Annotated in this window: 15 protein-coding genes and 1 tRNA gene; 5 read left to right on the forward strand and 11 right to left on the reverse strand. The window is 66.0% G+C overall.

The window, feature by feature from the left end:
• Nucleotides 1-32: 32 nt before the first annotated feature.
• The 3 genes from OKA11_RS04655 to rimO form a co-directional block, all read right to left on the reverse strand.
• Entirely contained in the window at nucleotides 33-1,487 is a 1,455-nt protein-coding gene (locus OKA11_RS04655; RefSeq protein WP_267219063.1) for a serine hydrolase domain-containing protein, read from the reverse strand.
• 558 nt (nucleotides 1,488-2,045) lie between these two features.
• The gene (locus OKA11_RS04660; RefSeq protein ID WP_267219064.1) at nucleotides 2,046-2,225 is read right to left on the reverse strand and encodes a hypothetical protein; all 180 of its coding nucleotides are present in this window, start codon (nucleotides 2,223-2,225) and stop codon (nucleotides 2,046-2,048) included.
• Between the two features lie 251 nt (nucleotides 2,226-2,476).
• Entirely contained in the window at nucleotides 2,477-3,856 is a 1,380-nt protein-coding gene (gene rimO, locus OKA11_RS04665; protein WP_267219065.1) for a 30S ribosomal protein S12 methylthiotransferase RimO, read from the reverse strand.
• A 126-nt stretch (nucleotides 3,857-3,982) separates the two neighbouring features.
• Here rimO and OKA11_RS04670 point away from each other — a divergent pair, with 126 nt between their 5' ends.
• Together OKA11_RS04670 and OKA11_RS04675 are read left to right on the forward strand one after the other, a co-directional pair.
• Nucleotides 3,983-4,507 carry a hypothetical protein gene (locus OKA11_RS04670; protein WP_267219066.1) on the forward strand — a complete coding sequence of 175 codons (525 nt, stop codon included), beginning with the start codon at nucleotides 3,983-3,985 and terminating at the stop codon, nucleotides 4,505-4,507.
• A 19-nt stretch (nucleotides 4,508-4,526) separates the two neighbouring features.
• Nucleotides 4,527-4,919, forward strand: a complete 393-nt coding sequence (locus OKA11_RS04675) for a DUF1761 domain-containing protein (protein ID WP_142634942.1) — start codon at nucleotides 4,527-4,529, stop codon at nucleotides 4,917-4,919.
• On the opposite strand, the gene OKA11_RS04680 is transcribed toward OKA11_RS04675, so the two are convergent.
• From OKA11_RS04680 to OKA11_RS04700, 5 genes are all read right to left on the reverse strand, one after another.
• The gene (locus OKA11_RS04680; RefSeq protein ID WP_267219068.1) at nucleotides 4,880-5,977 is read right to left on the reverse strand and encodes a potassium channel family protein; all 1,098 of its coding nucleotides are present in this window, start codon (nucleotides 5,975-5,977) and stop codon (nucleotides 4,880-4,882) included. The genes OKA11_RS04675 and OKA11_RS04680 overlap by 40 nt on opposite strands.
• Before the next feature lie 12 nt (nucleotides 5,978-5,989).
• Nucleotides 5,990-7,093: a LysM peptidoglycan-binding domain-containing protein gene (locus OKA11_RS04685; protein ID WP_379489367.1), complete on the reverse strand. Its 1,104-nt coding sequence runs from the start codon at nucleotides 7,091-7,093 to the stop codon at nucleotides 5,990-5,992.
• Nucleotides 7,093-7,857: a 5'/3'-nucleotidase SurE gene (gene surE, locus OKA11_RS04690; protein WP_267219070.1), complete on the reverse strand. Its 765-nt coding sequence runs from the start codon at nucleotides 7,855-7,857 to the stop codon at nucleotides 7,093-7,095. The genes OKA11_RS04685 and surE overlap by 1 nt, the downstream gene beginning before the upstream one ends.
• Before the next feature lie 141 nt (nucleotides 7,858-7,998).
• Complete coding sequence (gene serS / locus OKA11_RS04695; RefSeq protein WP_267219072.1) at nucleotides 7,999-9,279, reverse strand: serine--tRNA ligase; 1,281 nt, start codon at nucleotides 9,277-9,279, stop codon at nucleotides 7,999-8,001.
• A gap of 172 nt (nucleotides 9,280-9,451) precedes the next feature.
• Nucleotides 9,452-9,526 (reverse strand) — tRNA-Val (locus tag OKA11_RS04700).
• 89 nt (nucleotides 9,527-9,615) lie between these two features.
• Between OKA11_RS04700 and OKA11_RS04705 the strand changes: the two genes are divergently transcribed.
• Nucleotides 9,616-9,903 carry a DUF3297 family protein gene (locus OKA11_RS04705; protein WP_142634934.1) on the forward strand — a complete coding sequence of 96 codons (288 nt, stop codon included), beginning with the start codon at nucleotides 9,616-9,618 and terminating at the stop codon, nucleotides 9,901-9,903.
• Between the two features lie 46 nt (nucleotides 9,904-9,949).
• Here OKA11_RS04705 and OKA11_RS04710 read toward each other — a convergent pair whose 3' ends face one another.
• The gene (locus tag OKA11_RS04710; protein WP_267219073.1) at nucleotides 9,950-10,594 is read right to left on the reverse strand and encodes a CHAP domain-containing protein; all 645 of its coding nucleotides are present in this window, start codon (nucleotides 10,592-10,594) and stop codon (nucleotides 9,950-9,952) included.
• A gap of 189 nt (nucleotides 10,595-10,783) precedes the next feature.
• Here OKA11_RS04710 and der point away from each other — a divergent pair, with 189 nt between their 5' ends.
• Nucleotides 10,784-12,163: a ribosome biogenesis GTPase Der gene (der, locus tag OKA11_RS04715; protein ID WP_267219074.1), complete on the forward strand. Its 1,380-nt coding sequence runs from the start codon at nucleotides 10,784-10,786 to the stop codon at nucleotides 12,161-12,163.
• A 100-nt stretch (nucleotides 12,164-12,263) separates the two neighbouring features.
• On the opposite strand, the gene OKA11_RS04720 is transcribed toward der, so the two are convergent.
• Nucleotides 12,264-13,421 carry an AI-2E family transporter gene (locus OKA11_RS04720; protein WP_267219075.1) on the reverse strand — a complete coding sequence of 386 codons (1,158 nt, stop codon included), beginning with the start codon at nucleotides 13,419-13,421 and terminating at the stop codon, nucleotides 12,264-12,266.
• Between the two features lie 148 nt (nucleotides 13,422-13,569).
• Here OKA11_RS04720 and OKA11_RS04725 point away from each other — a divergent pair, with 148 nt between their 5' ends.
• Complete coding sequence (locus tag OKA11_RS04725) at nucleotides 13,570-15,672, forward strand: alpha/beta hydrolase family protein (RefSeq protein WP_267219076.1); 2,103 nt, start codon at nucleotides 13,570-13,572, stop codon at nucleotides 15,670-15,672.
• On the opposite strand, the gene OKA11_RS04730 is transcribed toward OKA11_RS04725, so the two are convergent.
• A complete protein-coding gene (locus OKA11_RS04730) occupies nucleotides 15,665-16,717 on the reverse strand; it encodes an NAD(P)H-dependent flavin oxidoreductase (RefSeq protein WP_267219077.1) in 1,053 nt (350 codons plus the stop codon). The genes OKA11_RS04725 and OKA11_RS04730 overlap by 8 nt on opposite strands.
• Nucleotides 16,718-16,728 lie beyond the last annotated feature (11 nt).

A 16,728-nucleotide genomic window follows, 5' to 3' on the forward strand; every position in this document is an offset into this window, starting at 1 on the left:
ACCCGAAGGAACACCGCCACCCGTCGGCGTCGTCAATCGTCGGACGGCATGACGATAAACTGCTCCCAGGCACCGTGCGCGCCGGGATCGGCATACGTCGAGACGGCCAGCTTGCGCTTGCCGAAGGTGGCGACGAACGTGCGATTGACGAAACCGCCGCGCAGTTTCGGCTTGCCCGCCGGTTCGAACGCGGTGAGCGGGCCAAGCGGCGCCAGGCTTTCGCGATAGTCCTTGCGCACCGCGCCGGAGAAATAGTCCTGGGCGTGGGCGGTGAAGTGTGCGGCCTCGAACTTGCCTGCCACCAGCGCTTCCAGTTCGGCGCGGGCGTCGGCGGTGCGGGCGGTTTCGCCGCTGTCGAGCGGCAGGTCGCGCGGCATCACGATATCGGCGATTGCGGAGGTGACGGTGCCCGTCACCGCGCCGAAATCGGCATTGGTGAGCACGACGATGGCCACATCGCTGTCGGGATACATCGTCGCCTGCGAGAGGAAGCCGGTCGATTCGCCGCCGTGGTTGATGATCCGGCGGCCATCGGCCGTGCGGGTGAAGACGCCGAGCCCATAGGAACTGTTGGTGCCGTCGGCGAGGATCACCGGTGCTTCCTGTTCTTCCCAGTCGGCGGCGGGCAGCAGGGTGCGGTGGAGGCGGGCGATGTCCCAGCGGGCCAGGTCGGAGGCGGTCATGGAGATCTCGCCGGCAGCCCAGAGCCAGCCCGAGGCGGGCGGCGTGGCCGCAACCACCGGGCCGAGCGCATAGCGGTGATAGCCCTGCGGGAAACCGGGCTTGTTGGTATCGTCCAGCTTCAGCGGATGCAGGCCGAGGGGCTGGAACAGCTCACGCTCGAACTGCTCCCACAGCGGCGCACCGCCGGCCTTTTCCGCGATCAGGCCGGCGACGACATAGCCGGTGTTCGAATATTGCCAGCGCGTGCCGGGCTTGTAGTCCAGCGGCGCGGTGCCCCAGCGCTTGACGATCTCCTCCGGCTTCACCGCGGTGCGCATGTCGACGAAATCGTAGTCCTGCGGCCAGAAGTCGCGCAGGCCCGAGGTGTGCGAGAGCAATTGGCGGATCGTGATCTCGTCCCCGCCGGATACGCCGGCAAGGTACTTGGAAACCGTGTCGTCCAGCGAGAGCTTGCCCTGATCGCGAAGTTTCAGGATCAGCGCGCCGAGGAACTGCTTGGAGTTGGAGGCGATCTGGTAGGGCTGGTCGGTGCGCGCGGGCATGTTGTCGCCCGCCTTGCCCCAGGCCCTGGCAAATACGATCTGACCGCCGCGCGCGATGGCGACCTGCGCGGAGGGCACGCCGCTGTGGGCGAGGGCCTTGGTCACGGCTGCGTCGATGGCCGTTTCCTGCGCCGGCGTGAGCGCGGCACGGGTCGAGGGCACGGCGGCAACGGCCTGCGGCGCAGGCGCGGCGGCAAGAGTGGTCGGGGCGAGGATGAGGGCGCCGGCAGTGAGCAGGCGGGCAAGGACGGTGCGGTTCATGGCGCGACGCTACAGTCCGCGCAGCCAAACTCAATTGCGATTTCCGCTGCGAATACCGCGCGGGAGCCGGACAAAAAGAAAGGGCCGATCCGAAGACCAGCCCGTAGAAGTTTGGGAGAGGATGCCTGAAAGGCCCGTTCCTTATGCAGCGAGACAGGTTTTGCTGCAAATGCGAAAAAATGGAGCATGGTTGCGTGTGGCGCAACTAATCGCGCGGGCGAATTGGCGGAATTGCGTGGATTGGGTTTGATGGAATTGCATTCATGGCGGATTCCCGCGGCTTTGGGCCACCCCGACACCTGGCGTTCGTGTTGCAAACGCGGTGCTAAGCGTCTTGCCGCGGGCCGGACGGGCGCGGATCGTGCGCTGACCTCTCGAAGAGAGCGATGAGGCGAATCTGGTCCTGCCGCTCGCGGATGCGCAGCGGACAAAAAAGAAGGGCCGGTCCGAAGACCAGCCCCTTGGAAAGTTTTTGGGAGAGGATGCCTGAAAGGCCTGCTCCATATGCTCGTCAGGCTGATTCTCCGCAAACGCGAAAAATGGGAGATGTGTTGCGTTTCATGCAATTAAATTGCGAAGGAAGTCGCGGAAATGCGTGAGGCCGGTTTGATCGAAATGCATTTCCCAAGTCTTTTGACGGAGTAATTCCTTGCCGATCTGTGATTTGGCGCGTTTGGCGTAGTCCTGCTCGGTGCGCTGCCAAGTGTCCCGGTGTTCGTCTTGGCGGGACAGGCGCATGGAGAAGCGCGGGCGTGGGCAGCCGTTGATCGGAAAGTTGCGTGCGCCAACGGGCGCTGCTGCAGGTCGCTTGCCACGCGCTACAGGCAAAAAAGAAGGGCCGGTCCGAAGACCAGCCCCTTTGGAAAGTTTTTGGGAGAGGATGCCTGAAAGGCCCGCTCCATATGCTTGTCGGACCGATTCTTCGCAAACGCGAAAAAATCGCCGTTGATTGCAAAATGTGCAATCTTAAGGCGCGGAGCCGTTAGGGATCAGCCCTGGGTCAATGCTCCGTAAAGGTCGTGTTCGTCCGCATCTTCGACGAGAACGTCAATGATATCACCGACTTGCACATCACCCACATTGCGCAGGAAGACGTTGCCGTCGATCTCGGGAGCATCGGCCTGCGAGCGGGCGGTTGCACCGATTTCGCCGTCTTCGTCGGGCTCGCCCACTTCGTCGATGATCACCGGGATCACGCGGCCGATCTTGGCCTGAAGCTTGGCGGCGCTGATCGCTGCGGTCTTTTCCATGATCCGCGCGTAACGCTCTTCCTTCACCTCTTCCGGGACCGGATTGGGCAGGTGGTTGGCGGAGGCACCCTCGACGGGTTCGAAACGGAAGGCGCCGACGCGGTCGAGCTGGGCTTCGTCCAGCCAGTCCAGCAGGTACTGGAAGTCTTCTTCGGTTTCACCGGGGAAGCCGACCACGAAGCTGGAGCGGATGGCGATATCCGGGCAGATCTCGCGCCACTTGTGCAGGCGGTCGAGCACCTTGGCCTCGTTGGCCGGGCGCTTCATCGACTTGAGCACCGAAGGCGCGGCGTGCTGGAACGGAATGTCGAGGTAGGGCGTGATCAGCCCTTCGGCCATCAGCGGGATCACCGCGTCGACATGCGGATAGGGGTAGACGTAGTGCAGGCGTACCCAGGGCGCGCGGCCCTGCGCATCCTTGAGCTGCCCGAGCTCACGGGCAAGATCGGTCATGTGGGTGCGGACTTCCCGGTCCTTCCACGTGCGCGTCTCGTGGCGGACATCGACGCCATAGGCCGAGGTGTCCTGGCTGATGACCAGCAGTTCGCGGGTTCCGGCCTGGACCAGCTTTTCCGCCTCGCGCAGCACCGCGTCGATACGGCGGCTCGCCAGCTTCCCGCGCAGCGACGGGATGATGCAGAACGAGCAGGCGTGGTTGCAGCCTTCCGAGATCTTCAGATAGCTGTAGTGGCGCGGGGTCAGCTTCACACCGGCTTCGTCGTAGATCTGCGGGATCAGGTCGACATAGGGCGACAGCTCGGGCGGCGCGGCGTCGTGCACGGCCTCGACCACCGCTTCGTACTGATGGGCGCCGGTGACGGCGAGCACGTCCGGGAAGCGGGCGCGGATCACGTCGGCCTCGTTGCCCATGCAGCCGGTGACGATCACGCGGCCGTTTTCGGCAATGGCTTCACCGATTGCGGCCAGGCTCTCTTCCTTCGCGGAATCGAGGAAACCGCACGTGTTGACGAGCACGACATCGGCGCCGGCATAGTCCGGGCTCATCGTGTAGCCATCGGCGCGCAGGCGGGTGAGGATGCGTTCGGAGTCGACAAGCGCCTTGGGGCAGCCGAGGCTGACCATGCCGACCTTGGGCGGGGAGGGGATTTCAATAGCCATAGGAATGGCGCGCCCGATACTCCGATTGCGCGCCGGAGTCACGAATTGAATGGAATCCGGGCGCGTCGGTCCAGGCAGGTCCTGTCGGCATTGTTCCGCGCGGCGCATGCGCCTATCCCGCAAGTCATGGAAATCGTGATCACCAAGGGCCTTGCGAGCGACCATATCGCGATCCGCCGTGCTTCCGGGGAGGCTATCGAAACCACGTTCCCGAAGAAGGGGCCGGTGCCGCACGACGCCGTTCATTTCTTTGTCGAGCAGGGACTGGGATTCGCGCGCGGCTTCTGGGGGCTGGTGGCGGAGGGGCGCCATCCCGAAGAACTGGCCGAACTTGCCAAGGCGGGCGGTCATGCCAGCGCCGCGCGGGCGCGCGAGCCTGATGCGCAGATCGTCCAGCTGCTTCAGGCCGAGCGTCTGGTCGAGTGTTTCGAGGCGGACCTGTGGTCGGGCGGCTGCGATGACGAGGCGCTCTGGGCCATGGCGCGGACCGCTTGCGAGAGTTCCTTCGTGCCGTTACCGCCATCGTTGCAGACCATGGCGCAACGGGATGCGCTGGGCCGGGTGCGCGATGCCATTGCCGCGTTCGCCTGCGACTGGTTCGATGGCGGCGAAGGATTTGTCGCGCGGCTCGATTGGCCGGAAGCGGCCTGATGGACGAAAGGGAATTGCAATGGGTCCGGTAAATTGGCTGGCAGTGGTCCTTGCGGCGGCGCTGGCTGTCGTGGTGGGATTTGTCTGGAACGGCCCGCCGTTCCAGGATGGACGCCGCCTCTCGCCCGGCAAGTCGACCCTGGCGGGCAATTACGGGCTCGTGTGCTTCGTGTTCCTGATCAGCTCGATCATGCTCGGCCACAACTTCGCGCGGATCGGTGCGGAGACGCTGGCGGTGAAGCCCTGGCTCTATTTCATGCAGACCGGCGGCGTCGCCATCGCCTTTGTCATCCCGGCGGTCTGGCTGACTCATGTGCGTAATCGCATGGAGCCGCTGCGGCGGGTGATGGATTGCCTGTTCTGGCTGACGGCCTACCTTGCCATGGGACTGGTGTTCTGGGCGCTGTCGTGACGGTCCGTTCCTGACGAATCGGCCTGCGACGGCCGGGTGGGGGCGATTTCCACCACCACGTCGCCGGCCTGGAGGACGTTTGCCTCGTCCTCCCAGAAGCCGATCGTGCGCGCGCCGCGATAGATGCGCAGGCCGCGCCCGCCGGTGACGAGCTGGTCCAGCGTGCCGCCGACTTCGGAGGGTACGACCGCACGCTCAACCAGTTGCACGCGCCCGGCCACCGAGGCCAGGTCGGACATGTATTCGGCCACGTGCTGCCCTTCCGCCGAGCCCGCCAGCAGCAATCCGGTGAAGCGCACCGGGTTGATGACGTTGTTGGCGCCTGCCTGGCGGGCCAGCAGTTCGTTGTCGTCGGCGCGGATGACGACGGTGATCGGCACGCTCGGCGCCAGATGGCGCGCGGTCAGCACGATCAGCACGGAGGTATCGTCGCGCCCGGCCGAAACCAGCACCGACTGGGCCGTGCCGACGCGCACCGCGTTCTGGATCTCGTCGCGCGAGGCGTCGCCTTGCAGGACATTGCAACCGAGTTCTTCGGCCCGTGCAAGCCGCGCCTGATCGGGGTCGACGACAACGATCCGCGATGCCTCGGTGCCCCGCTCGATGAGTTCCTTGACCGCTTCCGAGCCGCTGACTCCGAAGCCGAGGACGACGATATGGCCTTCCAGCCGTTCCTGGATGCGCTTCATCCGCCAGGTCTCCCAGCTTCGCTTGATGATGAAATTATAGGCGGTGCCCACGAAAATGGTGATCACCGCCAGACGGATCGGAGTGACCAGCACGGCCTCGATCAGACGGGCGCGGTCGCTCACCGGGGCGATGTCGCCAAAGCCGGTCGTGGTGATCGAGATCATCGTGAAATAGACGACGTCGAGGAAGCTGATCACCCCGTCATGCGTGTCCTTCAGGCCCGCACGGTCGGTCCAGTGGACCATGATGACGATGAAGATCAGGAAAAACGCGCCGCCCAGCCGCAGCGCGAGGTCGGCCCAGACCGGCACCGCGAGCGCCCGGCGCAGCGGTTTGAACGATGAGGAGGCAGGGCGCCGTTTCGACATGCGGCGAAGAACTTACGGGGCCTTGGGCAAGGCGTCCAGCGGATCGACGGGCTTGCCATCCTGGCGCACTTCGAAGTGCAGTTCGTCACCCTTGGCAAGACCGGTGCTGCCGACGAGGCCGATCCGCTCTCCGGCGGCGACCCTGGCGCCTTCCTTCACGGTGACGCGGCTGAGGAAGCCATAGGCGGTGAACCAGCCGTTGCCGTGATCCAGCACGACGAGGTTGCCGAACTGTTCCTTTTCGGCGCCGGCAAACTTCACGGTGCCGGCAGCGGCGGCGCGCACCATGGTGCCCTGCGGGGCCTTGATGTCGATGCCATCATGGGGATTGCCGCTCGCGGCGAACGTGCGGCGCACTTCGCCGGCTACCGGCCAGAGGAAACGCGCGGCCGCGGGCCGGGCCGCTTTCACGGGCTGGGCCGCATTCTCGGGCTGGACCGCAGGCGCGGGAGCGGGGCCAGCCTTGGGATCGACCAGCGTCGGGATCAGCAGTGACTGTCCCGCCTTGACCGGCGCTGCGGCGTCGAGCCCGTTGGCAAGCGCGATCTGTTCCCACGGTACGGCATATTTCAGCGAGATCGAAAAGCCGGTGTCACCGGCCTTCACGGTGTGGCGGCGCGTGCGCGGGATCTTGAGCTTCTGGCCGGTGCGCACGGCGTAGGGTGGTTGCAGGCCGTTCGCCTCGATGATGAGGACGCGGGCGACACCCGCGCGCTGGGCGATGCCGCCGAGCGTTTCGCCCGGGGTGACCTCGTGCATTTCCTCGGTTTCGGCGCTGACGGCGGCGGCCTTGCGGGCAACGGCCTGGGCGCTGGCGGCGGTCCGGCTTGTCGCGGTTGGTGCCGGGCGCGGCTTTGCCGTGGGGGCTGGGGCTGGGGCAGGGGCGGCTGCGCGGGGAATGGTCAGCTTCTGGCCGACTTTCACCACGTAGGGTTCCTTGAGGCCGTTGGCCTTGACGATGGCCGAGGCGGCCACGCCCGCGCGGTTGGCGATACCGTTTAGCGTCTCCCCCTGTTCGACGACATGGACGCTTTCGTCCTTCGTCGATGCCAGCGCGGGCGCGCCGGGCAGGGCCAGCGCCGCAAGGACGAGGAAAGAGGGGAGCGCGCGGCGCATCATGCCGGGTAGCAGCTCGCGATCTGCGCCAGCGAGGCGTCGTGGGTGAGGTCGAGCTGGAGCGGGGTCACCGCGATGTAACCTTCGGCAATCGCTTCGAGGTCGGTGTTGTGGCCGAGGGTATGCTCGATGCCGTTGAGGCCGAACCAGAAGTAGGGGAAACCGCGCGGGTCCATGCCTTCGACCACCGAGCCGCGCGCATAGTCGTGGAAGCCCTGACGGACCACGCGAATGCCCTTCACCTCGGCAGCCGCGAGCGGCGGGAAGTTCACGTTGATCAGCGTGCGCGGCGCGAAGGGCGCGTCGAGCAGGGGCCTGAGCACTTTGGCGCCCCATTCCTCGGCCGCCGAGAAGCTGACGTTGTTGCCAAGGCCTTCGCCCGCGTAGACCTGGCTCAGCGCGATCGAGCGGATGCCCGCCAGCGCGCCTTCCATCGCCGCCGAGACCGTGCCCGAATAGGTCACGTCATCGCCGAGATTGGCGCCGCGGTTGACGCCCGAGAGAATCAGGTCCGGCGGTCCGGGCAGGGCCTTCCTGAGCCCCATGGTTACCGAATCGGTGGGCGTGCCGGTCACCGAGAAGCGCTTGGGCGCATGTTCGCGCATCCGCACCGGGCGGGTCAGCGTCAGCGAATGGCCCGCGCCCGACTGTTCCTCGCTCGGCGCGCAGATCCAGATGTCGTCCGAAAGCTGTGCGGCGATCTTTTCGAGGACGTAGAGGCCGGGGGCGTTGATGCCGTCGTCGTTGGTGAGCAGGATACGCATGATGTCTCTCTAACTTGGCCGGGCGTTGGTCCATTCATCCTTCGACAGGCTCAGGATGAGCGGAAAGGGGGAGCCCCGTCCGAGCGGGGTTGAAAGGGCGCGCCCTCTCAACCCCGCTCAGGCAGAGCCTGTCGAAGCCCCTTAGAAGCAGGGCTCCAGCTTCTCGATCCCGCCCATCCAGGGCTTCAGCGCCTCAGGCACCAGCACCGAGCCGTCTTCCTGCTGGTAGTTCTCCAGCACGGCAACGAGCGTGCGGCCGACCGCAAGGCCCGAGCCGTTGAGGGTGTGCAGGAATTCGGTCTTCTTCGAGCCTTCGGGCTTGAAGCGCGCGTTCATGCGGCGGGCCTGGAAGTCGCCGCAGTTCGAAACCGAGCTGATCTCGCGGTAGGCGCCCTGACCCGGCAGCCAGACTTCGAGGTCGAAGGTCTTGTTCGCAGTGAAGCCCATGTCGCCCGAGCACAGCAGCACCTTGCGGTAAGGCAGTTCGAGCGCCTGCAGGATGCCCTCGGCGGCGGCGACCATCTTCTCGTGCTCGGCCTGCGACTGGTCGGGCTGGCAGACGGTGACCAGCTCGACCTTTTCGAACTGGTGCTGGCGGATGAACCCGCGCGTATCGCGGCCCGCCGAGCCGGCTTCGGAGCGGAAGCAGGGGGTGAGGGCGGTCATGCGCAGCGGCAGGGTTTCGACGTCGACGATCTCGTCCTGCACCGCGTTGGTCAGCGAGACTTCGGCGGTCGGGATCAGCCAGCGGCCGTCGGTGGTCTTGAAAAGGTCTTCCGCGAACTTGGGAAGCTGACCGGTGCCGAACACCGCCTCGTCCTTCACCAGCAGCGGGACGTTGCATTCCATGTAGCCGTTGGTCGTGGTCTGCGTGTCCAGCATGAACTGGGCGAGGGCGCGGTGCAGGCGGGCCATCTGGCCCTTGAGGAACGTGAAGCGCGCGCCGGAAAGCTTGGCGCCGGTCTCGAAATCGAGGCCGAGCGCGGGGCCGAGGTCGGCATGTTCCCTGGGCTCGAACGCAAAAGTGCCGGGCGTGCCCCACTTGGCGACTTCGAGGTTTTCGGTCTCGTCCGCGCCTTCGGGCACTTCGGCCACGGGGATGTTGGGCAGGCTGGCCAGCACGCTCTGAAGCTGGGCGGTGAGGTCCTTCTCCTCGGCTTCGAGCGCGGGGAGGACGTCCTTGAGCTGCGCCACTTCGGCCTTGAGCGCGTCGGCGGTGGCGGTGTCGCCCTGGCCCATGGCCTTGCCGATCGCTTTCGAGGCTTCGTTACGGCGATTCTGCCCTTCCTGCATGCGCGTCGCGACCGAGCGGCGCTGCTCGTCGAGGGCGAGGATGTCAGCGGCCACGGGGGCAACCCCACGGCGGGCGAGGCCGGCGTCGAACCCTTCGGGATTCTCGCGGATCAGGCGGATGTCATGCATGGCGCGGGCTATGCCGCCTCAGGCGCGTGCGCGCAAGATTGCCGCGCGTGCTATGCCCAGCGCGCGATGGCTGCCCATCACCTGCGGCGGTCTCGCAGATCGGCCTGGCGGTCTTCGCGGCGATATGGGGAGTGAGCACCTTGGGTGCGATTGCCATTCCGGAGATGAGGAATGGTGGGCGCGGCAGGGATTGAACCTGCGACCCCACCCGTGTGAAGGGTGTGCTCTACCACTGAGCTACGCGCCCGCCGAGAGGACCGTGTCCGTCGGGGAAGCGCGCCTCTAGATGAGTCGGATCGAATTGACAAGCGGTCATCTGCAATTAAATCGCGTGGCATGACCGAAGAGACCAAAACCGGCGCTGACGTGCCCCCCGATCACCTCGCCATCAACCCGAAGAGCCCGTTCTTCGACGAGGACAAGCTGAAGCGCGGCGTTGGCATCCGCTTCAAGGGCACCGTGCGCACGAATGTCGAGGAATATTGCATTTCCGAAGGCTGGGTGCGCGTGCAGGCCGGCAAGACGCTGGACCGCAAGGGTAATCCGCTGACCGTGAAGCTCATGGGCCCGGTCGAAGCCTGGTATGAGGACCTTGGCGAAGACGCGCCGGTCGCGAAGCTCTGAAGCTTTAATGCAAGACGGGCCGCTGCAAGGCGGCCCGTCTTTCCGATCAATACGTACCGGCGATGATGGCGCCGATGGGGTCGCGATGGCGCCCCTTTTTCTTTGCGGGCAGGGGTAGGGTCTGCGATTCGGAGGAGGTCGAGGTCGCCGCGAGCCGGGCCGCGCCGAGATCCTTCACGGTGCCCGGCTTGGCATTGTAGATGAAGCCCGAAACCGGCCAGTGGGTCGTGCCGAGGTTGTGGATCGGCGCGTACCAGACGCGCACTTCGCTCCAGTCGTTTTCCGGCGAGACGTCGAGCACGGTGACGTTGCGTTCGACTTGTCCGCGCCGCCCGTTGATCGGGGACCAGTTGGCGTGGCTGACGAGGATGGTGCGGGCATCGACCACCTGGCTGACCGTCGCGACATGACCGAGTTCGGAATTGGCGTAAGGCTGCATGGCCATGACCGCCCCGACGCGCGGCGTGTGGCCGGTTGCGTAGCGTCCGCGCGCCTGCTGCCACCAGGTATGGGCATCGCCGAAGATGCGGATGCCCGAAGTCTGGCGCGCATAAGGCACGCATTCGAGATAGCCGGGGCCCTTGGCGGCATCGGTGCCGCTGTCGACGCCGGCCATGGAATCGTCGATGACGCCGCTCGCCGCGGCCGGATCGAGGGCTGGTGCGGCCGCTGCGAGAGCGAGGCCCAGCATGATGAATCTGCGGTAACCCTTCATGTTTGCCATGTTCGGGGAGCAGGGTTAGGAGCTTCCTGAGTTATGTGGTTAACGGCGCGGTAACTATTTGCGGGCCGAAATCGCAGAAATCCGCGCTTTTTTGCAGGGTCATTTCCATTTGCGGCAAATTCCCCTATCGGCGCGAATCCTTTATCGAGTTCTATTATGCTTCCCCAGGTGATCATCATCGGCCGACCCAACGTCGGCAAGTCCACGTTGTTCAACCGGCTCGTCGGCAAAAAGCTTGCGCTTGTCGACGATCAGCCGGGCGTCACGCGCGACCGTCGCTTCGGCGATGCCGAACTGCTGGGGCTCAAGTTCCAGATCGTCGACACTGCCGGCTGGGAGGATGACGAAGACGAAACGCTGCCCGGCCGCATGCGCAAGCAGACCGAAGCGGCGCTGGAAACAGCCGACGTCGCGCTCTTCGTGGTCGATGCGCGCGCGGGATTGACCCCGCTCGACGAAGAGATCGGCCAGTGGCTGCGCGCTTCGCAGGTTCCGGTCGTGGTGCTTGCCAACAAGGCCGAAGGCCGTGCGGGCGAAAGTGGCGTGCTGGAAGCCTACTCGCTGGGTCTTGGCGAGCCGATCACCTTCTCGGCCGAACACGGCGTGGGCATTGCCGACCTGTTCGAATCGCTGCTGCCGCACCTCGAGCCCCTCCAGCCCGAAGAGCCGGAGTTCCCCGAGGAAGAGGACGACGAAGCGCTGCTGCGCCGTCCGCTCAAGCTGGCCATCGTCGGCCGTCCGAACGCGGGCAAGTCTACGCTCATCAACCGTATCCTGGGTGAAGATCGCCTGCTGACGGGGCCGGAAGCGGGGATTACGCGCGATTCGATCACGGTCGACTGGGAATGGACCGATCCCAAGACGCAGGAAGTGCGGCAGGTCAGCCTGATCGACACCGCCGGCATGCGCAAGCGCGCCAACGTGACCGAGAAGCTGGAGCGCCTGGCCGTGGCCGACGCGCGCCATGCCATCGACTTTGCCGAAGTGGTCGTGCTGCTGCTCGACGCGACGCGCGGGCTGGAGCATCAGGATCTCACCATCGCCTCCAAGGTGCTGGAAGAAGGCCGTGCGCTGATCATCGCGATCAACAAGTGGGATGTCGCCGAAGGGGCATCGGCCCTGTTCAACGGCATTCGCGCGGCGCTTGACGATGGTCTGGCGCAAGTGCGCGGGGTGCCGCTGCTCGCCGTCTCGGCCCGCACCGGCAAGGGCATCGACGAGTTGATCGCCACCGGCTTCGCGATCCGCGAAGCCTGGAGCAAGCGCGTGCCGACCGCCGCGCTCAACCGCTGGTTCGACGATGCGCTTTCGGCCAATCCGCCGCCGGCACCGGGCGGCAAGCGCATCAAGCTGCGCTACATCACCCAGGCCAAGACCCGCCCGCCTGGCTTCGTGCTGTTCGGCACCCGTCTCGACTTGCTGCCCGAGAGCTATCGCCGTTATCTGATCAACGGAATGCGCCGCGAACTCGGCTTCGAAGCCGTGCCGATCCGCCTCAACTTGCGCATGCCGAAGAACCCCTTCGACAAGAAGTAGCGCGTCATGGCGCGAAAGTCCTGAGCGGACTTTCGGCATGAAAAAAGGCCCGCTTCCGCCATTTGCGCGGAAGCGGGCCTTTTTTTGTCGTGGCTTGCGATCAGGAGGGGTGGGCGACCGCTTCCGTGCCGGCGTCGTCCTGCTCGCTCGCCTCGTCGGCCAGGTCGATGGCGTCGGGTTCGATCAGGCCGTCGCTGCTGCGCATCTCGCGCATCAGGTTCCACACCGAGATGAACAGCGCCGCGATGACCGGGCCGATGATGAAGCCGTTGAGGCCAAACAGTTGCAGGCCGGCAAGGGTGGCGATCAGGACCACGAAGTCGGGCAGGCGGGTATCACGGCCGACCAGTACCGGGCGCAGCAGGTTGTCGATCATGCCGATCACGAACATGCCGCAGAAGGCGAGGACCGAACCCTGCCAGATCTGCCCGGTCGCCAGCAGATAGATCGACATCGGCACCCAGACGAGCCCGGTCCCCACCGCCGGCAGCAGCGAGAAGAAGCCCATCAGCACGCCCCAGAGCAGCGAGCCGGGGATGCCGAGCAGCGAGAAGATGATCCCGCCGACCAGTCCCTGCAGCACGGCGACCACCACCGTGCCCTTCATCGTTGCGCGCACGACCACGAGGAAGTTCAGGATCAGCCGGTCGCGCAAGTGCGGACGCAGCGGCAGGGCCTCGCGGATCATCTCGCCATAATGGCGCCCGTCGCGCAGCAGGAAGAAGGTGAGGTACAGCATCACGCCCAGCGCCGCGAGGAAACTCAGCGCACCCTGTCCGGCAGAGACGAGGCGGGTGGCGAGGCCTTGCAGGCCGCTGGCGATGCCCGAGCCGAACTGGCGGCGCAGCGATTCGAAATCGGCTAGGCCGTAGCGTTCGACCAGGCCCTCGACCGAATCGGGGATCGAGCCGCGCAGCTTGGCGACCATGTGGCCGATGTCGAGCTGACCGGTCGACACCTTGTCGTAGATCATCGACACTTCCTGGACGAGACTGATGCCGAGCAGGATGGCCGGGATGATGAACACCGCCAGCAGTCCCAGCAGTACCAGTCCGGCGGCGGTATTGGGCTTGCCGCCCATCTTGCGGGAGAGCCTGAAGGTCAGCGGCTCGAACAGGATCGCGGCGACGACTCCCCAGAGCACGGCGCCGAAATAAGGCGTCAATAACCAGGCGAAGGCGGCCGAGATGATGACGACGAGAAAAGCGAAGCCGTAGTCTTCGAGGCGATAGGGGGGCTGCGGGCGAGGACTTTCCATGCTGCTGTCTTAGCACGATTTCAGATTGCGCCAGTGGTCATCGGATGCAGGGTGGATTTTTTCGGATTGCTGGGCGACACAGGTCGTCAGCGGGCGGGGCAAACGGGCTTTCGCCTGTTCCCAAAAGATAATCCGGAGTCTGTCCGCCGTGCGCATCCCATTTGCCCGCATCCCTCTTGCTCTTCGCCTGGCAACGCTGGCCCTTGGCTGCAGCGTCATTCCGCTTGCATCCGCCGAGGCCGAGACGCCGGGGCCCGAGCGGGCCTTCACGCCTGACGACCTGTTCAACCTTTCCGGCGTCACCGACCCGCAGATCTCGCCCGATGGCAGCCGCATCGCCTATGTGCGCTCCAGCGCCGACGTGATGGTCGACAAGGCGGTTCCCTCGATCTGGCTGGTCGAAGTGGCGAGCGGTGCCCAGCGCCCATTGGTGACGGGGGTGGGCGCGCATTTCTCGCCGGTCTGGTCTCCCGATGGCAAGCGGCTGGCCTATGTGTCGAGCGACGGCACCGGGGCGCCGCAACTCTACGTGCTGTGGCTGGATAGCGGCGCCAAAGTGCGCGTGACTGACCTGCCGGACAGCCCAGGCAGTGTCTCGTGGTCGCCCGATGGGCGCCAGATCGCCTATACCATGCGGGTGCCGGGTGAGGGGCTGAAGCTGGGTTCGCCGCCCGCCAACCGCCCTGAAGGCGCCAAATGGGCCGAGCCGCTCGAAGTGATCGACCGGGTGACCTACCGCGCCGATGGCGGCGGCTACGCGCAGCCCGGCTACGACCACATTTTCCTCGTCTCCGCCGATGGCGGCGCCCCGCGCCAGCTGACGTTCGGCAGTTTCGACGATCAGGGCCCGCTCTCGTGGACGCCGGACGGCAAGCGCATCCTGTTCTCGGGCAACCGCCATGACGACTGGCAGCGCGACATCAACAATTCCGAGGTCTATGCGCTCGATCTCGCGAGTGGTTCGGTCAAGGCGCTCACCACGCGCAAGGGGCCGGACAGTGCGCCGCAAGTCTCGCCCGATGGCAAGCACGTGGCCTATCTCGGCTTCGACGACGTGAACCGTTCCTACGAGAACACCGAGCTTTACGTGATGAACATCGACGGTTCGGGCGTGAAGGCGCTGACCGGCAGCTTCGACCATTCGATCGATTCGATCGCCTGGTCGGGCAACGCGACCATTCTCGCCCAGTATGACGACCACGCGAAGACCTACGTCGCGCGCATCGGCCTCGACGGTGCGATCCGCAACGCGGTGGAGGGCCTGAGCCCGGGCAAGGGGTATGACCGTCCCTACACCGGCGGCGAGTTCTCGGTCTCCGCCAACGGGCGGATCGCCTATACTTCGGGCACCACCAGCCGTCCTGCGGACCTCTGGGTCAATACCGGCGGCGCGGGCCGCAAGCTGACCGACCTCAATGGCACCTGGATGCAGGCCAAGGCGATGGCGCCGGTGCGCAAGCTGGCCGTTACCGCGCCCGATGGCCGCGCGATCGATGCATGGCTGGTGACGCCGCCGGGCCTCGCGCCGGGGCAGCGGGCGCCGCTGATTCTCGAGATCCACGGCGGGCCCAACACCGCCTATGCGCCGGGCTTCGCCACCGATTACCAGCTCTACGCGGCGCACGGCTATGCGGTGCTCTATACCAACCCGCGCGGCAGCACCTCCTATGGCGAGGAATTCGCCAATCTGATCGACCGCGCCTATCCCGGCACGGACTATGACGACCTCATGGCCGCCGTCGACGCGGCGATTGCCGATGGCGTCGCCGATCCCAACAACCTCTTCGTCACCGGCGGATCGGGCGGCGGGGTGCTGACCGCGTGGATCGTCGGCAAGACCGATCGCTTCAAGGCGGCCGTCACCCAGAAGCCGGTGATCAACTGGATCAGCGAGGCGCTGACGATGGACGCCACCGTGTTCACCTCGCGCTACTGGTTCGACAAGAAGCCCTGGGAAGATCCGATGGAATACTGGCGCCGCTCGCCGCTGAGCCTGGTCGGCAACGTCAAGACGCCGACCATGGTGGTGGTGGGATCGGAAGACTACCGCACCCCGGTCAGCGAGGCGGAGCAGTACTACGCCGCGTTGCAGATCCGGGGCGTGCCGACGGCGCTGGTGAAGGTGCCGGGTGCGAGCCATGGCGGCATTGCCGCACGGCCCTCGCAGTCCGCCGCCAAGGCTTCGGCGATCCTAGCGTGGTTCGACAAGTACCGGACCGACAAGACCGCTCCGGCTGCGGAAACTAAGTAAGCGAAAGTTCGGCGGCGAGCTGGGCGACCAGTTCCGCCGCCGGCATCGGCCGGGACAGCGGCGCACCCTGTCCCGCCCATTGCGCGCCGTAGAGCGGCTCGCCCCTCGCCTTGGCGGCGGCGTTGAGGGCCTTTCCGGCCAGATAGGTGCGCGGATAGGCGGGGACCGGCGGGATGCCGGGGCGTTCGCCGAATTCGGTAAAGCGATTGGCGAGGCAGCGCGCAGGGCGGCCGGAGATGGCGCGTGTCATCACGGTACGGCGCGCCGCGTCGCTCGCGAGCAGGGCGCGGTAGGCCGCGTCGGCGTTGGATTCAGGGCAGGCGATGAAGGCCGTGCCAAGCTGCGCCGCCACCGCGCCAAGGTCCAGCGCGGCGCGGATGCCGGCGCCGTCCATGATCCCGCCTGCCGCGATCACCGGCAATTTGCCCCAATCGGCCAGCAGCCGGGTCAGCGCGAGGGTGCCGAGCCGGTCGTCCCGCGCGTCCGGATCGAACACGCCGCGATGGCCGCCTGCTTCCCATCCTTGCGCGACAAGCACGTCGATCCCTGCCGCCAGCGACATTTCCGCCTCGGCCAGACTGGTGACGCTGCCCAGCAGCAGGCAGTCCGCCGCCTTGAGCGCGGCGATGGCCTCGGGTCCGGGCAGGCCGAAGTGGAAGCTGACAACGGCGGGTTTCGCCTCCAGCACGACCTCCAGCATGGCGGCATTGCCCGCAAAGCTGTCGTAGATCGTTTCGAGCGCGGCGGGCGGCTCGGCGCCGTGTTCGCGGAACAGCGGGGCGAGGGCATCGAGCCAGGCCCGTTCGCCCGCAGGATCGGCCTGCGGCGTCGCGTGCACGAAAAGGTTGAGGTTGAAGGGCCGGTCGGTGCGGCTTTTTAGGTCCGCGATCTGGCGGCGGGCCTCATCCGGGCCGATGGCGCCAAGCGCGAGCGAACCGAGCGCCCCGGCATTGCAGACTTGCGCGGCAAGGGCCGGCGTCGAAGTGCCTGCCATCGGAGCCTGTATCAACGGAACGGCAAGGCCAAGGCGCACGAGAAAGTCCATACCTGCCCGCG

It is taken from the genome of Novosphingobium clariflavum (assembly GCF_026420865.1).
Lineage (GTDB): Bacteria > Pseudomonadota > Alphaproteobacteria > Sphingomonadales > Sphingomonadaceae > Novosphingobium > Novosphingobium clariflavum.